Here is a 17,422-nt window from a genome sequence, read left to right as displayed (position 1 = left end):
TCATGCGTATCCATTCGCTGACCCTCGACAATGTTCGTGCGATTGAGCACCTGGAGCTGCGTGACCTGCCGGATACAGGCGTCATCGTTGTCCACGGACGCAACGAGGCCGGCAAGTCGACCATCTTGGACGCGCTTGATGCAGTACTCAACGAGCGTCACACTGGCGGCGGCAAGAAGATTCGCGCTCTTGCACCCGCAGGACGTGACGAATCACCAGAGGTAGAACTCAACGCCACGATTGGCGGCACCACGTTTACCGTGCGCAAGCGATGGCTCAAGGGAAAGAAATCAGAGCTGACGGTGCACACGCCGGTCCGCGCTAACTTCACCGGCCGCGAAGCCGACGATGAGCTTTTGCGGATCCTGGACGAGCACCTGGATACAGCGCTTACTCAGACGCTGTTTCTCCGCCAGGGGGACCTCGATCCAGCGATCGCTGCTGCCGGTATCCCGACGATCTCTCGTGCCCTTGACGCGGAAGCCGGAGAAGGCGAAACCGGTGAGGAAGATTCAGACCTCGCCCGCGCCATTGATGCCGAATACGGAAAATATTGGACCAACGCGCAGCCACCGAAGAAGAAAGCACCCTATGCGGCGTTGTTTACCGCCGTAGAGGATGCCCGCGAGAAGCTGCGAACACACGAAGCGGAAGTGCAGCAGCTGTCGCAGTACGTCGATGAGGTTGAGCGACGCAAGAGTGAGATCGACAGCATCGACAAGGAACTGCCTGATGCCGAGCAAGAGTTGCGTGAGCGCGAGCAGGCAAGCGCTGCGGCGAACCAGGTCCGCGATAAGGCAGCTACCGCCCAGGAGCGCCTCGAGCGAGCGACGATCACTCGCAAACGTGCTGAGCAGGATGTAGCAGACCGCAACGCCCTGAAGAAGCGCGTGGAGTTGGTCAAACATGAGGAAGCTCAGCTCCGTGAAGAGATTGAGCCTGCACGAAAAGCCCGTAACGAGGAAGGGGAGAAGATAGCAACCCTTCTTGCGGATGTCGAGGGCGCGAAGACACGACTTACAGACGCACGCACTGCATCCAAACATGCAGAGACCTTGCGGGATCTTGCACGGGCGAAGCGTCGCCTCAAGACCATCGACGAGCAGCTCGAACGCATTGGCACGGTAGAGCAGGCGTATAAAGAACTGCTCTCCAACGCGCCAGAGCGCGACGTCACTGACAAACACATTCGGGACCTTGAACAGGCAGAAAACGAGGTCACACTCCAGCGCCGTCTGCGCGACGCATCCTCGGCAAAACTAGAGATCACCGCAGATCATGCGACGATCACTGTCGATGGCGATGATCGCCCCATCAACGGTACGGAAACCGTCGCGGTCTTCGAGGGCTCCACGTTGCAGTTGGGTGAATTCGGCGTGGTGTTCCGCGCAGCCCAAGGCTCTGCAGATCCCCAAAGCGCCGTAGAGAAGGCAGAACGCGCATTTGCTGATGCACTTGCCGCCACCGGTTGCGACAGTGTTGATGAGGCCCGTGCCGCCCGCGACGCCACGCAGGAGTACGCCTCCGAACTCAAGGTGGCGCGCCAGCGTCTCGACGACACCCTCGCCGGTGCATCCGCCGACGAACTGCGTGCCGAGCGGACCAAACTGTCGGCACAGGCTGAAGAGCTTGCGGCAGCGCTGAAAGACACTGCTGCATCCGATGTCGTAGCGGAGGTGGACGAAGCCGACGCAGAGGAAGCGTTGCGCGAGACGCAAAAGGCGCTCGCTAGCGCAGAACGTGACGTGGACGCTGCCGAAGCCGCACTGAAACCCTACGCAGACAAAACCGCAGCACACACGCTGACCGTCCTGGAGACCCGTCTGGAGGCAAAAACAGCAGAAGCCTCTGCAGCAGCCGCGGAACTGTCCCGTGCGGAGGAAACAACACGTGCCGAAGATTTGGACAAAACTCTCCAGCAAGCGCGTGAAGACGAAACCGAATCCCAACAGGTTGTTGACGCGCTAAAGGCGGAATTGGCGGAAGCGGATCCCGAATTCGCCGCATCCCTGCTGGAGGGAGCCACCACACGTCTGAGCAATCTGGAGAAGCGCAAGAACGATGCACAGAACCGAATCCGCGAGCTCACCGGATACATCGACATGGCCACCGGTACTGCCGAGCAAGCCGACCATGCTGCTGCGGAGCTCGAGATCGCCCAAGCCGCCCTTGACCGTGCAACGCGACGGGCAGAGGCGGTGAAACTCCTACGCGAGACTATGCACCGCCACCGCGACGTTGCCCGTTCGCGCTACGCAGCACCGTTTAATGCCGCAGTGCGCGAGCGTGCCCGAATCCTGTTCGGCCCGAGCGTGGATTTCAACTACGGCGATGACCTGACGATTACGGACCGAACCGTCGATGGCGTCACGGTGCCACTCGATCAACTCTCGGGAGGCACCAAGGAGCAGTTAGCAATCCTGACCCGCTTTGCCATCGCAGACCTGGTGTCCGGAGAGGGGACAGGTGCTCCTGTGCCGGTAGTTGTTGATGACGCGTTGGGTGCGACCGACCCGGAGCGCCTCGCTCGCATGAACTCGCTATTTAGCCAGGTAGGCAAGCACTCACAGGTGCTCGTGCTCACGTGTTTCCCGCAACGATTCGACCGCGTATCGGCTGCACGGACCTACGCAGTGGATGACTTAAAGGGGATTCATAAGGGGATTGGATAACATCATCGGTTATGGCTACTCAACCGCGCTGGCTTACTGAGGACGAGCAACACCTCTGGCGACTGATCCTGGCTGCCTCGAAGAAGGTAAATAACGCCATCGATGAGCGGCTGCAGGAAACCGCAGCCATGTCTGCTCCCGAGTTCTCAATCCTGGTGGTGCTTTCCGAAGCCCCAGAACGGACAATGCGACTGCGCGAACTGTGTGCCGAGCTGCAATGGGACCGCTCGCGTGCGTCGCACCAGGTCACACGCATGGAAAAGCGCGGATTGGTGTCGAAGAAGGTGTGTCCGGGCGATGCGCGCGGCGTATTGGTGACTATCACCGATGAAGGCTTCACACGCCTGGAATCTGCAGTGCCGGATCACGTCGAAACCGTCCGCCGTCTGATCTTTGATCAACTGACAGACGAACAAAGGCACGTACTTCAAACCTGGCTGAACGATGTCATCGCAGTCGACCCACGTACCCCTGACGGTTCGTAAAAATCTCGCAACATGTTTCCAGAACCATTGCCGGAGCGAGGGAAGCGGAGTTTGATGGAGGCATGTCTTATATGAATAGCTCCCAGAACTTTAGTAACACTCCGAAACGACTTGAACGGTCGATGACTGATAAGTACATCGCGGGCGTATGCGGTGGCATCGCGAAATACTTCGGGGTGGACTCCACCCTCGTTCGCGTGGTCTTCATCCTGCTGGTACTCGCCGGGGTAATGCCGGGCCTGTTGGCATACATCGTTGCTTGGATGATCATGCCGGCAGAGTTCTAAAACACAGAGTTTTAGAAAATAATGCAGCCCGTGATGTGGTTCGTCGCTACGAACTCCATCACGGGCTGACGCCTATGCGCGGGGCTATCCCTGGTTGAAGTACCCCGGCTGATCAACCGGTCCAAGGTTGCCGGTGCGCAGGTATTCGACAACCTGACGGTCGACAGCCTGGTTGCCGCGCCCGACGTGACCGTGGCCCGGGCCGTGAACCGTCACCACGTGCGAGCCCATCGGCTGGGCGATGCCGAAGCGTCCCGCATACATGGTTTGCGGATCACGCGTGGCGTTGATCTGCAGTGGACGAGTCTTCAGCTTCGAACCGTTGAGCGCCACCTTGCCCGTGACTGGCGCTGCGCCGTTGCAGGTCACACCAGAGCCGAACTGCAGAGCAGGGGCGGTGATGACCTCGCCGGTCTGGTTGGCCCAAAACGCTTCCGGAATAAGGCCGTAGTCCGGCGCAGCGATGTTCTCGTTGCAGGTCTGCACGGCGAGCAACTCGTTGCGGGCGATGGACTCGTCTTGGAGGAACTTCATCAACTCAGGCGCCGGCTTGGCCTGGTCTTGCTTTAGCGAGCCATTGGTGAGCCGTGCAAGCGAGTCCCAGTCCGCAGGCGAGGGCAGCACATTGCGAGTGGCCAGCAGCAGCGGTGATGACACCTGGTTCGCACCCGGGTTGAGCATGCGGGAGATAATGCCTTCGCCCTCTACACGGGCCTTGCCGGCAGCCGACATAGCGTCTGCGCCCGCTTGGCCGGCAAACGCGAGTGCAGGCGGAAGGTCGCCCACACGGGCTGGCGGTGGGGTCACGGTCGGGTTAGTGCCGGACTGTGCGACGACCACGTTCGACCAGTACTGGTACGCCTTCAGTGGGGTATTGCCCATGCGGTACTTTGCGTCGTTTGCGGCGACCCACGCGAAGTACTCGTTTAGTGCACGTTCGTAGCCGCCCTTTTGGTCCAGCAGGATCTTCGACCACTGGTCGTTCGGGTTCATCGCGGAGTCGAGGACGACCTTGTCGGTGCGGTTGGGGAACATCGACGCGTACGCCGAGCCCAAGTACGTGCCGTACGACAAGCCCATGATTGAGATGGTGTCGTATCCAAGCGCCCAGCGGACCATGTCCCAGTCACGGGCGTTGTTGTAGGTGGTGATCGTCTTGGTGTAGCCCGGACGAGGCTTCTCGCACAGTTCGCGGGTGAGTCCGCCTTGGGTGACCGTGGCGTCCCATGTCAGCTTCGCTATGTCGGCAGGGCCGTTCATTGCAGGGTCAGCGCACTTCAACTGAGTAGAACCAATCAGGCCACGCGGTTGTACCGCTACGAGATCCCACTCGTTGCGCATCTCCTGCGGCCACTTCATGCCTTCGTTCATGCCGAAGAAGCTGTAAGCATCGCCACCAGGCCCGCCTGGGTTGCCGAAGATCGCGCCACGACGTGCACCCGGATTTTGAGCCGGGATCTTGATAAAGCCAACGGAGATGTCGCCAGCCGTGGGGTTGTCGTAGTGCATGGGCACCAAAATGCGGCCGCACTGTGCGCCCTTGGCATCAACGTAGAACGGGCACGACTCCCACGTAATGACAGGGGAAGTCGGCTGCGCGTGAGCAGGGGTTGCGGTCAGTGGTGACAAGGTGAGTGCCAGCGCGCCGAGTGCTGCAGCACTTCGCTTGACGACGCGTCTCGTGACCGACTTCAACATAGCCAGGCTCCTTTTCTCCATACCTAAGGTTTCGCTTAACCGAATCTACCGGAGTTGTCAGCTATCGCCACGCTACGCGCCGATTCTTTCGCGAATTGCACGCTGCACGTGGTCTTGATCCGCCACGGCAACGAGGCAGTCATCTGCATTGCGGACACAGATGCGCACCGTGGGCCCGCCGAGGGTGAACGCGTCCGCATCGGCGTAGCGGTCCGGCTGGTCGGTCAGCATGGCAATACCGGTGAAGTGGATCAGGCTGGGTTCTTCTCCGGGGCGCACGTCCTTGATGTCCGAATATGAGATGGTTCTGGATCGGCTGCCAAGGGTGGTGGTGAGGGAGTCGTGGTCAAGAACCAGCGCCACTTTGCGGGAGAAAATCCAGAGCCCCCAAAGCACCACCACGAATCCAAACAACAGCGCACCGTAGAGTTCGCCGCTCAACGCTGCAACGACGACTGCCACAATGACGAAACCCGCGACGAATGCCGCGGGTAGACCGCCTGGATGGCGGGTAAACACTTTCCGCTCCATGGCGGCGAGTATAAGGGCTACTGCTTGATGCCGGAGCCTTCGATCTCGATGCCGACCTTCTCGCTGACCAGCATGCCGCCGGAGTTCAGCGGTGCCTGGAAGTCGATGCCGAAGTCCGTGCGGTTAATGGTGGTGCGAGCTTCGAAGCCGATGCGTGTGTTGCCGAACGGATCCTCTTCGACGCCAAACGTCTCGACGTCAAACGTGATCGGCTTGGTGGTGCCCTTGATGGTGAGGTCGCCAGTGACGGAGCCGTTTCCCGACTCATCGATGTTGAACTCGGTGGCGGTGAACGTCATTTCCGGGTGCTTGTCGACGGCGAAGAAGTCGTCGCCACGCACATGCTCATCACGATCAGCGTTGTTCGTATCGACGCTCGCGGTGCGCACAGTGCCCGTCGCGGTGCTCTCGGCCGGGTTCTCGGCGATGGTTAGTGTTGCATCGAAGTCGGTGAACTCGCCGCGGACTTTGGTCACCATCGCGTGGCGCACGGTGAAGCCGATGGTGGAGTGGGCAGGGTCGAGGTTGTAAGTACCGGTCAGGTTAGTCATTGCGTCTCCTTTATTCGATGTCGTTACGTGTGGCGCCGACTGTAACGGAGTAATGGTGACACGTCAACAATTGTTTGACCGGCAATTTGCTGGTTGAGAAGTAGCTCGCTTAATGAGCAGATACGCTCCGGCGGTCGCCGCCACGGTGGCCACTACAGAGATCGCAAGATCGCTTGACGACGACACCGCCAAGTCAACCCCGTCCACACCGAATGCGTCCGGCGCGTAGGCGAACGTGTTGCCAACGGCGTGCACCGCAGCCGCCGCTTCAATACCACCGGTTGTGTGAGTGAGGAAGGTGGCGCACAGCGCGAACACGGTAACGCTGACCATGCCTTGCCACCCGTAGTGGTGGCCCGACAGGAAAAACAGGAGCGGCAGCAGATACGCAATCACGGCGGAGGAGAACCACTGGCCGGTGATCTGCACAAGCGAGCCGCGGAAAAAGAGTTCCTCGGACAGCGACTGGAGCGGTGCCATCGCGACGATGACGGCCAGTGCAGCGACATTCATAGGAGTAAAAGTCGCCTGGGACCGGTCCGAGATAACCACCGCGTAGATGCCCTCGGCGCCGAGGAACAGCAGGGCGGGTAGCAAGGCGAGCCCGAAGCTGCGCCACCTAAAGCGCAGTTCCCTGGACCACAGCGCACGGGGGTCGCGGCCTGTCACTCGGGCAGCGATGAACCCCGCGGGGATCATCGCCACCCACCCAATAAATGTTGCAGCTGCGAGATACGGATGCTCCAAAAACGAGTATTCCGCGAACGCGCTGACCTCAGGATGGGCGATCTTCTCGTACAGGTAGAACAGGCCGATCGCCGCGCTCGTTAGCGTGACCAAAAGCACCAGAGCGATGACGAGTTCAATCAACGGACGCCACCATGCCGGCCGGGGTGGAGTGGGGTTGTCAGTGTTGGGCGGTGTGGCGGGTCGTCGATACGCGCGTCCGAGGAGGTGGTAGGCGATGGATGTCGAAGCGTTCAAGATGTCACCTTTATTGCTACTCGTCGTGTTTCTTATCCCAGCGATACCTGCGGAGGTCAAAGATTGGCAAAATGACGATGTAGTAGACCCCCAGTGTCCACGCGGCCGGTTTGAGTAAGTTGCTTAGGTTGAAATGATCCCTGTCAACAGGAAACACGATATACATGGCGGGGACGGCCAAGGGGACGATCACGAATCTCTGCCACCATGGCGGAACCCATGGCGCTCCATTCTCTTCTCTTGCGGCAAGTGCGCCGCCAAAGCCCATTTCGAACCGAGAGCCCATTCCGAAGCCTCCTGACAACAAAAAGTCTAATACCGCCCGCGTGTCAACGGGCGCGACAAAAGAGGGGGCTGTGAATTGCACTCCCGGAACGACCCCACAAACAAAAATCTCGAGACACCGAAGGAACGATGTCTCGAGATAACACAGCGTGTCCCCGACAGGATTCGAACCTGCGACCTTTGGTACCGGAAACCAATGCTCTAATCCACTGAGCTACGGAGACAATGCCGATCACACTAGCACCCCGTGTGTGGGCAGAAGAAATTGGTGCAGCGCTTCACGACGAAACCCTCAGGACACTCTCAGCCACACGCCATGGTTTCTCAACACCGGTGTTTCATAATGATTGTGCGCCGCGGGAACGGCGTGACACGGGAAACAATGACAGCGAAATGGCCGGCCCCAAAAGGGACCGGCCATTTCGTGTATCTCGCCCCGGCGAAGGCGCCGGGGAAGAGGGAGTGTTACTTCACGACCATGACGATGAGGTCACGCGGGCCGTGCACGCCCTCGACGCGCACGAGCTCGATGTCAGAAGTAGCGGACGGGCCAGAAATCATCGTGGCCGGGTGCTCCGGGTTGATACGGGCGATCATCTCTGGCACACCGTAGACCACGGAATTTGCACGCACGATGCAGATGTGGCGGTCCGGAACCAGAGACAGCGCGCGGCGGCCGCACACGTCGCCAGCCTCCAGCACGATCGAGCCGGTCTGCGCGGAGGTGACGTGGGAATCCGTCACCACGGCGTCCACATCGCCCAGCGCACGCGGATCCGACGTGACGTCATCCGGACGGGCAGTGCCGGAGAAACCGTCGAACAGGGAGGCATCCAGGCCCGGTGCGTAGACAACGTCCTTGCACTTGCGGTCTGCAAGCACCTTCAGCAGGTCGTCGCCAAGCGTCTGCTCGGTGGTTTCCACAACGTCAGCCTTGTAGTCCACAAGACGGTCGATAAGGATTTCGCGCAGCTCGTCGCCCTTGATGTCGGACGTGGTGCGGTACTCGCGGACCACCTCGACATGCTCCGGAACGTTAGAGAGCTTGTGCGCGTTGCGGATGCGCTTGAGAATCTCGCGCTTCGCAGCCTCGTTACGGGAGTCGCGGGCGGGGGAGCCTGCAGCATTACCAGTAGTGGTAGTCATTTACTTCTCCTCCTCGATCGGCTTGGTGTTGACCTTCTGGCCGTTCGGAATGCCCTGCTCACGTGCCTCGGACAGCAGACGCTTCGCCTCGTCCGTCTCCCACCACTGGCGGAAGGACTTCTTCGGCGGCACCGCAACATCGCGGTAGCCAGTCCAGCCGGAGATTGGAGGCGGCATGGTCTCGATCTTGCCGTTAAAGCCGCCGAGCACACGACCAAGCGCAACCATGCGGACCAGACGGTTCCACACGTTGCTGCGGCCCCACACCTGAGCCAGCGACGCGAACGCAGCCTGCTCCATGCGGTTCGGCTCGTTCTTTGCCTTCTGGTAGCGCAGCTCCAACAGAATGTCGGTGATCGGGATCTTCACCGGGCACACCTCGTTGCAGCGACCGCACAGCGAGGACGCGTACGGCAGGGAACCGTTCGGGTCGTCCGAAGAATCGATACCTGTGAGCTGCGGGGTCAGGATTGCACCAATCGGGCCCGGGTAGGTGGAGCCGTAGGAGTGGCCGCCGGCACGCTCGTAGACCGGGCAAACGTTCAAACAAGCCGAGCAGCGGATGCACTTGAGTGCCTCGCGGCCGATCTCGTTAGACATTGCGGCGGTACGACCGTTGTCCAGCAAAACAATGTGGAAGTTCTGCGGGCCGTCGCCCTCGGTCACACCGGACCACAGGGAGGTGTACGGGTTCATGCGCTCACCGGTAGAGGAGCGCGGCAGCAGCTGCAGGAACACACCGAGGTCATCGAAGCTCGGCAGGAGCTTCTCAATGCCCATCACGGTGATAAGCGTCTCCGGCAGCGTCAGGCACATACGGCCGTTGCCCTCAGACTCGACGATGGAGACGGTGCCGGTATCGGCGCAACCGAAGTTGGCGCCGGAAATGGCAACCTTTGCCTCCATGAATTGCTGGCGCAGGTACTGACGTGCAGCCTCTGCGAGTTCGGCAGGTTCCTGGGTCAGCGTCTCGTCCGTGTTCGGCATCTTCGCGGCGAAGATGTCGCGGATCTCCGCGCGGTTGCGGTGGATCGCCGGGACGAGAATGTGGGACGGGAAGTCCTCGCCGAGCTGCACAATCAGCTCTGCAAGGTCAGTTTCCTGAGCGAAGATGCCGGCTTTTTCCAGCTCGTCGTTCAGAGCGATTTCCTGGGTTGCCATGGACTTGATCTTGACGACCTTGTCCTCACCAGTCTCCTTGATCAGGCCCTGGATGATCTCGTTGGCTTCCTTGGAGTCGCGAGCCCAGTGGACGTGGCCACCGCGCTTGGTCACGTTCTCCTCGAACTGCTCAAGCAGCTCGGGCATACGTGCCGCAACGTCGCGCTTAATGGTGGAGCCTGCCTCGCGCAGCTGCTGCCAGTCATCCAGCTCGTCGACAACGTTCTGACGCTTCACACGAATGGTCGTGGTGGCGTACTGGTAATTACGGCGCTTGGTGACGTCGTTAAGTTCGTGGTGCGCAGCCTTCTGGAACTTCTCCTTGCCACGCAGGTGAGCCGGGCCGTTGGCAAACGGCGGCATCGTGGGCTGTCCGAGTGCAACCTTCACAGCATCTTCTCCTTCGTGTACACCGCAGACGTCGGGGTCAGCGGGTGCTCCTTGGTGGAGGCGAGGATCTCAGCCATGTGCACCGCACGGATGCCCTGGTGCTGGCGGGACAACGCACCACCGATGTTCATCAAACAAGAGGAGTCACCAGCGGTGACAAACTCTGCCTGGGTCTCCTTGATGTGGCGGACCTTGTCGGACACCATCGCGGAAGACACCTCAGGCATCTTCACAGAGAATGTGCCGCCGAAACCGCAGCACTCCTCGGAGTTCGGCAGATCCACAAGCTCCAGGCCCTCAACGTGGCGCAGCAGCTCGGTCGGACGGTCGCCGACCTTAAGGAAGCGCAGGGAGTGGCAAGAGGAGTGGTAGGTCACGCGGTGCGGGAAGAATGCGCCCACGTCGTAGGTGCCGGCGACATCAACGATGAATTCGGAGAGATCGTAGGTCTTCTTCGAGGCGATCTTTGCGCCGTCGACAAGCGCCTTGGAGCCGAAACGCTCCGCAAGCTCGACGTGCTGCTCGCGGACAGCGCCCGCGCAGGAGCCCGAAGGAGCCACAACGTAGTCAATCGACGAGTCTGCAAAGGCATCGACGTACGTCTCAATGATTGGGACGGCTTGTTCTTTGTAGCCAGTGTTGACGTGCATCTGGCCGCAGCAGGTTTGTTGCTCGGGGAAGACAACCTCATAGCCGAGACGGGAAAGCACAATGGCCGAGGCCTTATGCGCGTCAGGGAAGAGGGCGTCGCCGATACAAGTAGAAAACAGAGCTACTCGCATTTCGGGCTCCTATCATGGGAAATCTCAGGGAAAACGACGAAACTCCCGAGGTCACTTGGACCTCGGGAGCACCGTAAAAGGATGGCAGTTACGGAACGACCGGAGCAAGGACCTCTAGAACGTTCGACTGCAGAAAGACTATCACGCACACTGCGAGCAAGAAGCCGAAGGACCAGCCCACGACCTTCTTGAAAATCTCGGACTCCTTGCCCTCCATGCTCACCGCGGTAGCGGCAATTGCGAGGGACTGCGGGGAGATCATCTTGCCCACAACACCACCGGTGGTGTTAGCAGCCAGCATGAGGTCCGGGTTGAGGCCAAGGTTGTTCGCGGCGGTGACCTGAAGGTTGGCGAACAGGGCGTTGGCCGAGGTGTCGGAACCAGTCACAGCCACGCCGACCCAGCCAAGCATCGGAGCGAAGAACGCGAATGCCGGGCCGAGGTTGGCAAAGAACTCACCAATGGTCACGGTCTGACCCGAGTAGTTCATCACGTATGCCAGTGCGAGCACCAGCATGATGGTGACGGCGGACCAGCGCATCTTCCATGCGGTGTCCACGAACTCCTTACCAACTTGGCCCCAGGTGAGGCTGTAGCGACCGTTGTCGTTGAACACCATGTAGGCGATGGAGACGATGATGGCGGAAATGACCATCAGCGAGCCCGGGTTGTTGATGTAGGCGAATGAGTAGTCGGTGTTGACCGCCTCGCCCGCAGCATTGAGCAGCTGGCCATCGATGACTGGCCACGGGAACGAGATCTTGAACTGCTTGAGCCAGGTCGGAATCGTGGTGCCCAGGTTTGCCAGGCCGAACACGACAACGACGATTGCGTACGGCATGAGTGCCATCCAGACGCGGCTGCCGGTGAGCGCTTCAGTGTCGCCATCTTCGTCGGCGTACGGCTCGAGGCCGAGGCGCTCACGCATGGCTTCCACACCGCGCGGCTGCCAAAAACGCAGCAGCACAAACGCGGCGCCAAGTGCGACGATGCAGGCGATAACGTCAGTGAGCTGGTAGGCGAAGTGGTTGGAGGTCCACCACTGGGCGATCGCGAAAGCCAGACCGATGACACCTGCGGCCGGGGCGGTCTCCTTGACGCCACGGAAGCCGTCGATAAGCAGCGCAATGATGAACGGCACGAAGAACGCCAGAACCGGGGTCTGGTGGCCGACGATGGCGGCGATGTTCTCGGTCTGCTCCAGCGTACGACCACCCACGTCACCTGCGGTGGTAATCGGAATAGCGACGGCGCCGAATGCCACCGGAGCGGTGTTCGCAATAAGCACCACGGTGGCGGCCTTCAGTGGCGGGATGCCGAGCGCGAGAATCATCGTCGCGGTAATAGCAACCGGGGCACCGAAGCCGGCGAGGGCTTCAAGCAGGCCACCGAAGCAGAAAGCGATGAGCATCGCCTGGATGCGAACGTCACCGTTGCCCATCTTGTCGAACACAAGACGAAGGTCCTCGAAACGACCCGAAGCGACCGTGATCTGGTAGAACCAGATGGCCGTCAGGATGACGAATACGATGGGGAACAGGCCGAACAGGCCACCGCGGAACGCGGAAGAGATGGCAAACGCGGTCGGCATATGGAAGCCGAAGATGGCCACGAGAATTGCAACGATAAGTGCAACAAAACCCGAGGTGTGAGCGCGAGCTTTCACGCCGAGCAGCATGATGAAGAAGGTTAACAGCGGCAGGGTAGACACCAATGCCGACAGACCAGTGCTGCCACCGACTGCGTCGGTGAAGATTTGGAATTGGTCCATAAAACAGGGCTCTTTCGAGACAGGAACGGAAAAAGAAACGGGTGACCGTGGCCTCGGCGTGCGAGACCCGATGGGCTAAATATGCCAAACAAGGCAGCGAAGTGAAAAGATTTGCCCCTCAAGGGGGATGTGAATTAGCGCACTTTGCGTATCGACGACCATCCGTATGCGCCCGTGTCAAAGCCCTCAATTACACTGCATGCCCATGACGCCAGCAGAACTTGCCACCACCGTAAAAGCCGCCGCAGAGCGCGTGCTTGCAGACCATGATCTCGACGCCTCTGTTGTCCCCGACACCGTGACTGTGGAGCGCCCGCGAAATCCGGAGCACGGCGACTACGCCACCAACATTGCACTGCAAGTGGCGAAGAAGGCGGGCACGAACCCGCGCGAACTCGCAGGCTGGCTTGCAGAGGTCTTGGCAGAGGACCCGGCCATCGCCGCCGCTGAGATCGCAGGGCCCGGCTTTATTAACCTGCGCCTCGCCGCAGACGCCCAGGGCCAGCTGGTAGCCAAGGTGCTCGAGGAGGGTGCCGCGTTTGGCAACTCCGACATCTACGCCGGCGAGAAGGTGAACCTGGAATTCGTCTCGGCGAACCCGACCGGCCCGATTCACCTCGGCGGTACCCGCTGGGCTGCGGTGGGTGACTCGCTGGGCCGCGTGCTTGAGGCTTCGGGCGCGAAGGTGACCCGCGAGTACTACTTCAACGACCACGGTGGCCAGATCGACCGCTTCGCGCGTTCGTTGGTTGCTGCTGCCAAGGGGGATCCAACCCCGGAGGATGGTTACGGGGGCGATTATATTCGCGAGATCGCTCAGGCGGTCGTCGAAAAGCAGCCCAATGCTCTCGAAGGCACTGATGCTGAAGTGCAGGAGACCTTCCGCGCTGCTGGCGTGGAGATGATGTTCGCGCAGATTAAGCAGTCGCTGCACGATTTCGGCGTGGACTTCGACGTGTACTTCCACGAGAACTCGCTGTTCGAATCGGGTGCGGTGGATAAGGCGATTGCCACCCTGAAGGAAAACGGCAACCTGTATGAGGCTGACAACGCGTGGTGGCTGCGCTCCTCTGACTTTGGCGACGACAAGGATCGTGTGGTGATCAAGTCCGACGGCGACGCGGCATACATCGCCGGCGACATCGCCTACGTTGCGGACAAGTTCGACCGCGACCACACACTTGCCATTTATATGTTGGGTGCGGACCACCACGGCTACATCGCACGTCTGAAGGCTGCGGCGCAGGCGCTGGGCTACAACGCGGACGCCGTCGAAGTGCTCATCGGCCAGATGGTCAACCTAGTGCGCGACGGCCAGGCGGTGAAGATGTCCAAGCGTGCAGGCACCGTGATCACGCTTGAGGATCTTGTCGACGCCATTGGCGTGGATGGCGCGCGCTACTCGCTGGTGCGCTCCTCTGTGGACTCCTCGCTGGATATCGACCTAGATCTGTGGACGAAGCAGTCCTCCGACAACCCCGTATACTACGTCCAGTACGGCCACGCGCGCCTGTGCTCGATTGAGCGTAAGGCCAAGGAAGCCGGCGTGACGCTGCCCGACGTCGCGGACATCGACTTGGGCCTGCTGACCCACGAGAAGGAAGGCGACCTGATCCGCACGATCGGTGAGTGCCCTGCAGTCGTGCGCGCCGCCGCGGAGCTGCGCGAGCCGCACCGCATTGCCCGCTACACCGAAGAGTTGGCCAGCGCCTTCCACAAGTTCTACGACTCCTGCCAGATCCTGCCGAAGGCCGGCGAGGCGCCGGAGCCGATCCACACGGCACGTCTCGCACTTGCGATGGCGACACGCCAGGTGATTGCAAACGCGCTGGGCCTGATCGGCGTGAGCGCCCCGGAGCGGATGTAATGACTGTTTTCGTATCCACCCCGTACAGCACCGACGAGGGCGACTTCAACGAACTGCCCACACACGTTTGGCCGCGAAACGCCAAGCGTGAAGAAGACGGGGTAGTGACCATCGCTGGTGTGCCACTGCCTGAGATCGTCGCCGAATACGGCAGCCCGGTTGTCGTCGTGGATGAGGACGATTTCCGCTCTCGCTGCCGCGACATGGCGGAAGCATTCCGTGCGCCGGAAAATGTGCACTACGCGTCGAAGGCCTTTTTGACCCGACACATTGCACATTGGGTGGATGAGGAAGGTCTTGCCCTCGATGTGGCGAGTGAAAACGAGCTCCGCATCGCACTTGCAGCCGATTTCCCGCCGGAACGCATCACTGTTCACGGCAACAACAAGTCCGACGAGTTTCTGCGCCTATGCGTGGATTCGCGCGTGGGGCATGTGGTCATCGACTCTCACCAGGAGTTAGCGCAACTGGAAGCTGTCGCCCGCGAGGCCGGTGTCATCCAAGATGTGTTCATCCGAGTGAAGCCCGGCGTGGATGCGCACACGCACGAGTTCATTGCGACGAGCCACGAAGACCAGAAGTTCGGCATTTCCCTGGCCACTGGCGACGCACTTGCTGCGGCCGTGGCAGCAATTGACTCAGATTCGCTGCAGTTGACCGGCCTGCACTGCCACGTCGGCTCCCAGGTCTTCGACGCTGAAGGCTTCAAACTGGCTGCAGAGCGCGTGCTCGGCCTGTACGCAGAAGTGTGGAAGACCTGCGGTGTCGCGCTTGGCTACCTTGATCTGGGCGGCGGTTACGGCATTGCTTATATGTCAGGGGAGCAGCCGCTCGACGTCGCAGCGGTTGCGCGCGACCTGCTTGCCTCCGTGCAGGATGTCGCCGACGAGCTCGGCATCGCCGCGCCGACTGTGGTTGTGGAGCCGGGACGTGCGATTGCTGGTCCTTCTGCGGTGACGGTGTACACCGCGGGTGTGATTAAGGACGTCGATACTTCGTTCACTACATCTCGTCGCTACATCGCGGTCGATGGTGGCATGAGCGACAACATTCGCCCTGCGCTCTACGGGGCGCTTTACGACGCCCGCGTGGTCAACCGCTTCGTCGACGGTGACAACACCGATACCCGCCTGGTTGGTTCGCACTGTGAGTCCGGCGACATTCTCGTAGAGAATGCGAAGTGGCCGAATGATATTTCCTCCGGCGATCTCATTGCGTTGGCTGCGACTGGCGCGTACTGCTACTCCATGGCTTCGAATTACAACGCGTTTGGACGTCCGGCTGTCGTGTCCGTGCGCGGCGGACAGATCACCCCGATGGTGCGCCGCGAGACTGTGGAAGACCTGTTGGCCCGCGAATATTAATTGACCTGAGTGCTTGCTTAAGCGATAGTAGACCAAGCGGTTCAAACCTGTACTTTGCAGCAACGAAAAGGAGCATCCTGACCATGACAGTTGCCAGCGCTGAAGGCATCAACGGAAACTACCCCGGCAAGGGCATCGGCACCCCGGTGGGTATTGCCGTGTTGGGCAAGGGCACCGTGGGCACGGAAGTGCTGCGCCTGCTCAGCGAATTCTCCTCGAACTTGGAAAACCGCATCGGTGGCCCGATCGAGGTCCGTGGCGTGGCTGTCTCCGACGTGGACAAGCACAAGGACGCGCCTGAAGTCCAGGGACTTTACTTGACTGCGGATGCGAGCGAACTGGTCACACGCGACGACGTAGACATTGTCGTCGAACTTATCGGTGGCATTGACTACCCGCGCCAGCTGGTCCTCGAAGCACTCAACGCTGGAAAGTCGGTGGTGACGGCAAACAAGGCGCTCGTCGCAGCGCACGGTTCCGAGTTGGCTGATGCTGCGAACGCAGCCGGCGTCGACCTGTACTACGAAGCAGCCGTCGCTGCCGCGATCCCCGTGGTCGGCATGCTGCGCCGTTCGCTCGCGGGCGACCAGGTGCAGCGCATCTCCGGCATTGTTAACGGCACCACGAACTTCATCCTGGACGCGATGGCTTCCACCGGCGCGAGCTACGAGGAGGCGCTGGCTGAGGCAACCCGTTTGGGCTACGCCGAGGCTGACCCGACTGCGGACGTCGAAGGCCACGACGCGGCCTCCAAGGCAGCGATCCTTGCGTCCATGGGCTTCCACACCCGTGTGACGTTCGACGACGTCCACTGCGAGGGCATCACCAAGATCACCGCAGACGACATCGCGGCAGCGAAGAAGTCCAACCAGACGATTAAGCTGCTGGCCATCTGTGAGCGTCTCTTGGACGAAAACGGCAACACCACCGGCATTAACGCACGTGTGCACCCGACGCTGGTGCCGAACGAGCACCCGCTGGCAACGGTGGACAAGAGCTACAACGCCATCTTCGTCGAGGCAGAAGCAGCCGGCCGCCTGATGTTCTACGGCAACGGCGCCGGCGGTGCCCCAACCGCTTCCGCCGTGTTGGGCGACCTGGTCGGTGCAGCCCGTAACAAGGTCCACGGTGGCCGTGCGCCGGCGGAGAACCCGTACGCGGACTACCCGATTGTGGCGTTTGACGATGTGACCACGCGTTACCACATCAACATGACCGTCAACGACCGCGTCGGCGTGCTCGCAGACCTCACGGCTCGCTTTGCTAAGGCAGGGGTGTCGCTTTCCGCGGTCCGTCAGGAGGAGTCTGGCGACGAGGCACACCTGATCGTCGTCACGCACGGCGCACGTGAAGCTGCCCTGAACGGCATCGTCGAAGAGCTCACCGGCCACGATGATGTGAAGGCCGTCAACTCCGTCATCCGCCTCGACGCTTAAAGGAGCACTCCG

14 protein-coding genes and 1 tRNA gene are annotated in these 17,422 nt (G+C 60.7%); 6 read left to right on the top strand and 9 right to left on the bottom strand.

Annotation, left to right across the window (positions count from 1 at the left end):
* Positions 1-2: 2 nt before the first annotated feature.
* From HMPREF2656_RS11495 to HMPREF2656_RS11485, 3 genes are all read left to right on the top strand, one after another.
* Positions 3-2,672, top strand: a complete 2,670-nt coding sequence (locus tag HMPREF2656_RS11495) for an AAA family ATPase (protein WP_070816824.1) — start codon at positions 3-5, stop codon at positions 2,670-2,672.
* Positions 2,673-2,683: 11 nt separating this feature from the next.
* Positions 2,684-3,157: a MarR family winged helix-turn-helix transcriptional regulator gene (locus tag HMPREF2656_RS11490; RefSeq protein ID WP_070421824.1), complete on the top strand. Its 474-nt coding sequence runs from the start codon at positions 2,684-2,686 to the stop codon at positions 3,155-3,157.
* Positions 3,158-3,219: 62 nt separating this feature from the next.
* Positions 3,220-3,444 (top strand): PspC domain-containing protein, encoded by a 225-nt coding sequence (locus HMPREF2656_RS11485; protein ID WP_070569869.1) that lies wholly within the window; start codon positions 3,220-3,222, stop codon positions 3,442-3,444.
* An 84-nt stretch (positions 3,445-3,528) separates the two neighbouring features.
* On the opposite strand, the gene HMPREF2656_RS11480 is transcribed toward HMPREF2656_RS11485, so the two are convergent.
* From HMPREF2656_RS11480 to HMPREF2656_RS11435, 9 genes are all read right to left on the bottom strand, one after another.
* Positions 3,529-5,142, bottom strand: coding sequence for an alpha/beta fold hydrolase (locus tag HMPREF2656_RS11480; RefSeq protein ID WP_070421826.1), 1,614 nt, complete (start codon positions 5,140-5,142; stop codon positions 3,529-3,531).
* Between the two features lie 72 nt (positions 5,143-5,214).
* Complete coding sequence (locus HMPREF2656_RS11475) at positions 5,215-5,673, bottom strand: hypothetical protein (protein WP_070450152.1); 459 nt, start codon at positions 5,671-5,673, stop codon at positions 5,215-5,217.
* 17 nt (positions 5,674-5,690) lie between these two features.
* Positions 5,691-6,224, bottom strand: a complete 534-nt coding sequence (locus HMPREF2656_RS11470) for a YceI family protein (RefSeq protein ID WP_070421828.1) — start codon at positions 6,222-6,224, stop codon at positions 5,691-5,693.
* Positions 6,225-6,287: 63 nt separating this feature from the next.
* Entirely contained in the window at positions 6,288-7,208 is a 921-nt protein-coding gene (locus tag HMPREF2656_RS11465) for a CPBP family intramembrane glutamic endopeptidase (RefSeq protein WP_141761085.1), read from the bottom strand.
* A 435-nt stretch (positions 7,209-7,643) separates the two neighbouring features.
* Positions 7,644-7,717: transfer RNA gene (locus tag HMPREF2656_RS11455), tRNA-Arg, on the bottom strand.
* A 241-nt stretch (positions 7,718-7,958) separates the two neighbouring features.
* A complete protein-coding gene (locus HMPREF2656_RS11450) occupies positions 7,959-8,639 on the bottom strand; it encodes a LutC/YkgG family protein (protein WP_070421831.1) in 681 nt (226 codons plus the stop codon).
* Positions 8,640-10,163 (bottom strand): LutB/LldF family L-lactate oxidation iron-sulfur protein, encoded by a 1,524-nt coding sequence (locus HMPREF2656_RS11445; RefSeq protein ID WP_070421863.1) that lies wholly within the window; start codon positions 10,161-10,163, stop codon positions 8,640-8,642.
* Between the two features lie 23 nt (positions 10,164-10,186).
* Positions 10,187-10,972, bottom strand: coding sequence for a (Fe-S)-binding protein (locus HMPREF2656_RS11440; protein WP_070421832.1), 786 nt, complete (start codon positions 10,970-10,972; stop codon positions 10,187-10,189).
* An 88-nt stretch (positions 10,973-11,060) separates the two neighbouring features.
* Entirely contained in the window at positions 11,061-12,743 is a 1,683-nt protein-coding gene (locus HMPREF2656_RS11435; protein WP_070482780.1) for an L-lactate permease, read from the bottom strand.
* Positions 12,744-12,948: 205 nt separating this feature from the next.
* Here HMPREF2656_RS11435 and argS point away from each other — a divergent pair, with 205 nt between their 5' ends.
* The 3 genes from argS to HMPREF2656_RS11420 all read left to right on the top strand — a co-directional run bounded on the left by argS (position 12,949) and on the right by HMPREF2656_RS11420 (position 17,410).
* A complete protein-coding gene (gene argS, locus HMPREF2656_RS11430) occupies positions 12,949-14,610 on the top strand; it encodes an arginine--tRNA ligase (RefSeq protein WP_070816821.1) in 1,662 nt (553 codons plus the stop codon).
* Positions 14,610-15,974 carry a diaminopimelate decarboxylase gene (gene lysA, locus HMPREF2656_RS11425; RefSeq protein WP_070452195.1) on the top strand — a complete coding sequence of 455 codons (1,365 nt, stop codon included), beginning with the start codon at positions 14,610-14,612 and terminating at the stop codon, positions 15,972-15,974. The genes argS and lysA overlap by 1 nt, the downstream gene beginning before the upstream one ends.
* Before the next feature lie 83 nt (positions 15,975-16,057).
* On the top strand, positions 16,058-17,410 hold the full coding sequence (locus HMPREF2656_RS11420) for a homoserine dehydrogenase (RefSeq protein WP_070482789.1): 1,353 nt from the start codon (positions 16,058-16,060) through the stop codon (positions 17,408-17,410).
* Positions 17,411-17,422: the final 12 nt, after the last annotated feature.

This window comes from Corynebacterium sp. HMSC034B08 (assembly GCF_001835805.1).
Lineage (GTDB): Bacteria > Actinomycetota > Actinomycetes > Mycobacteriales > Mycobacteriaceae > Corynebacterium > Corynebacterium coyleae.
This window is presented reverse-complemented; position numbering and strand designations above follow the sequence as displayed.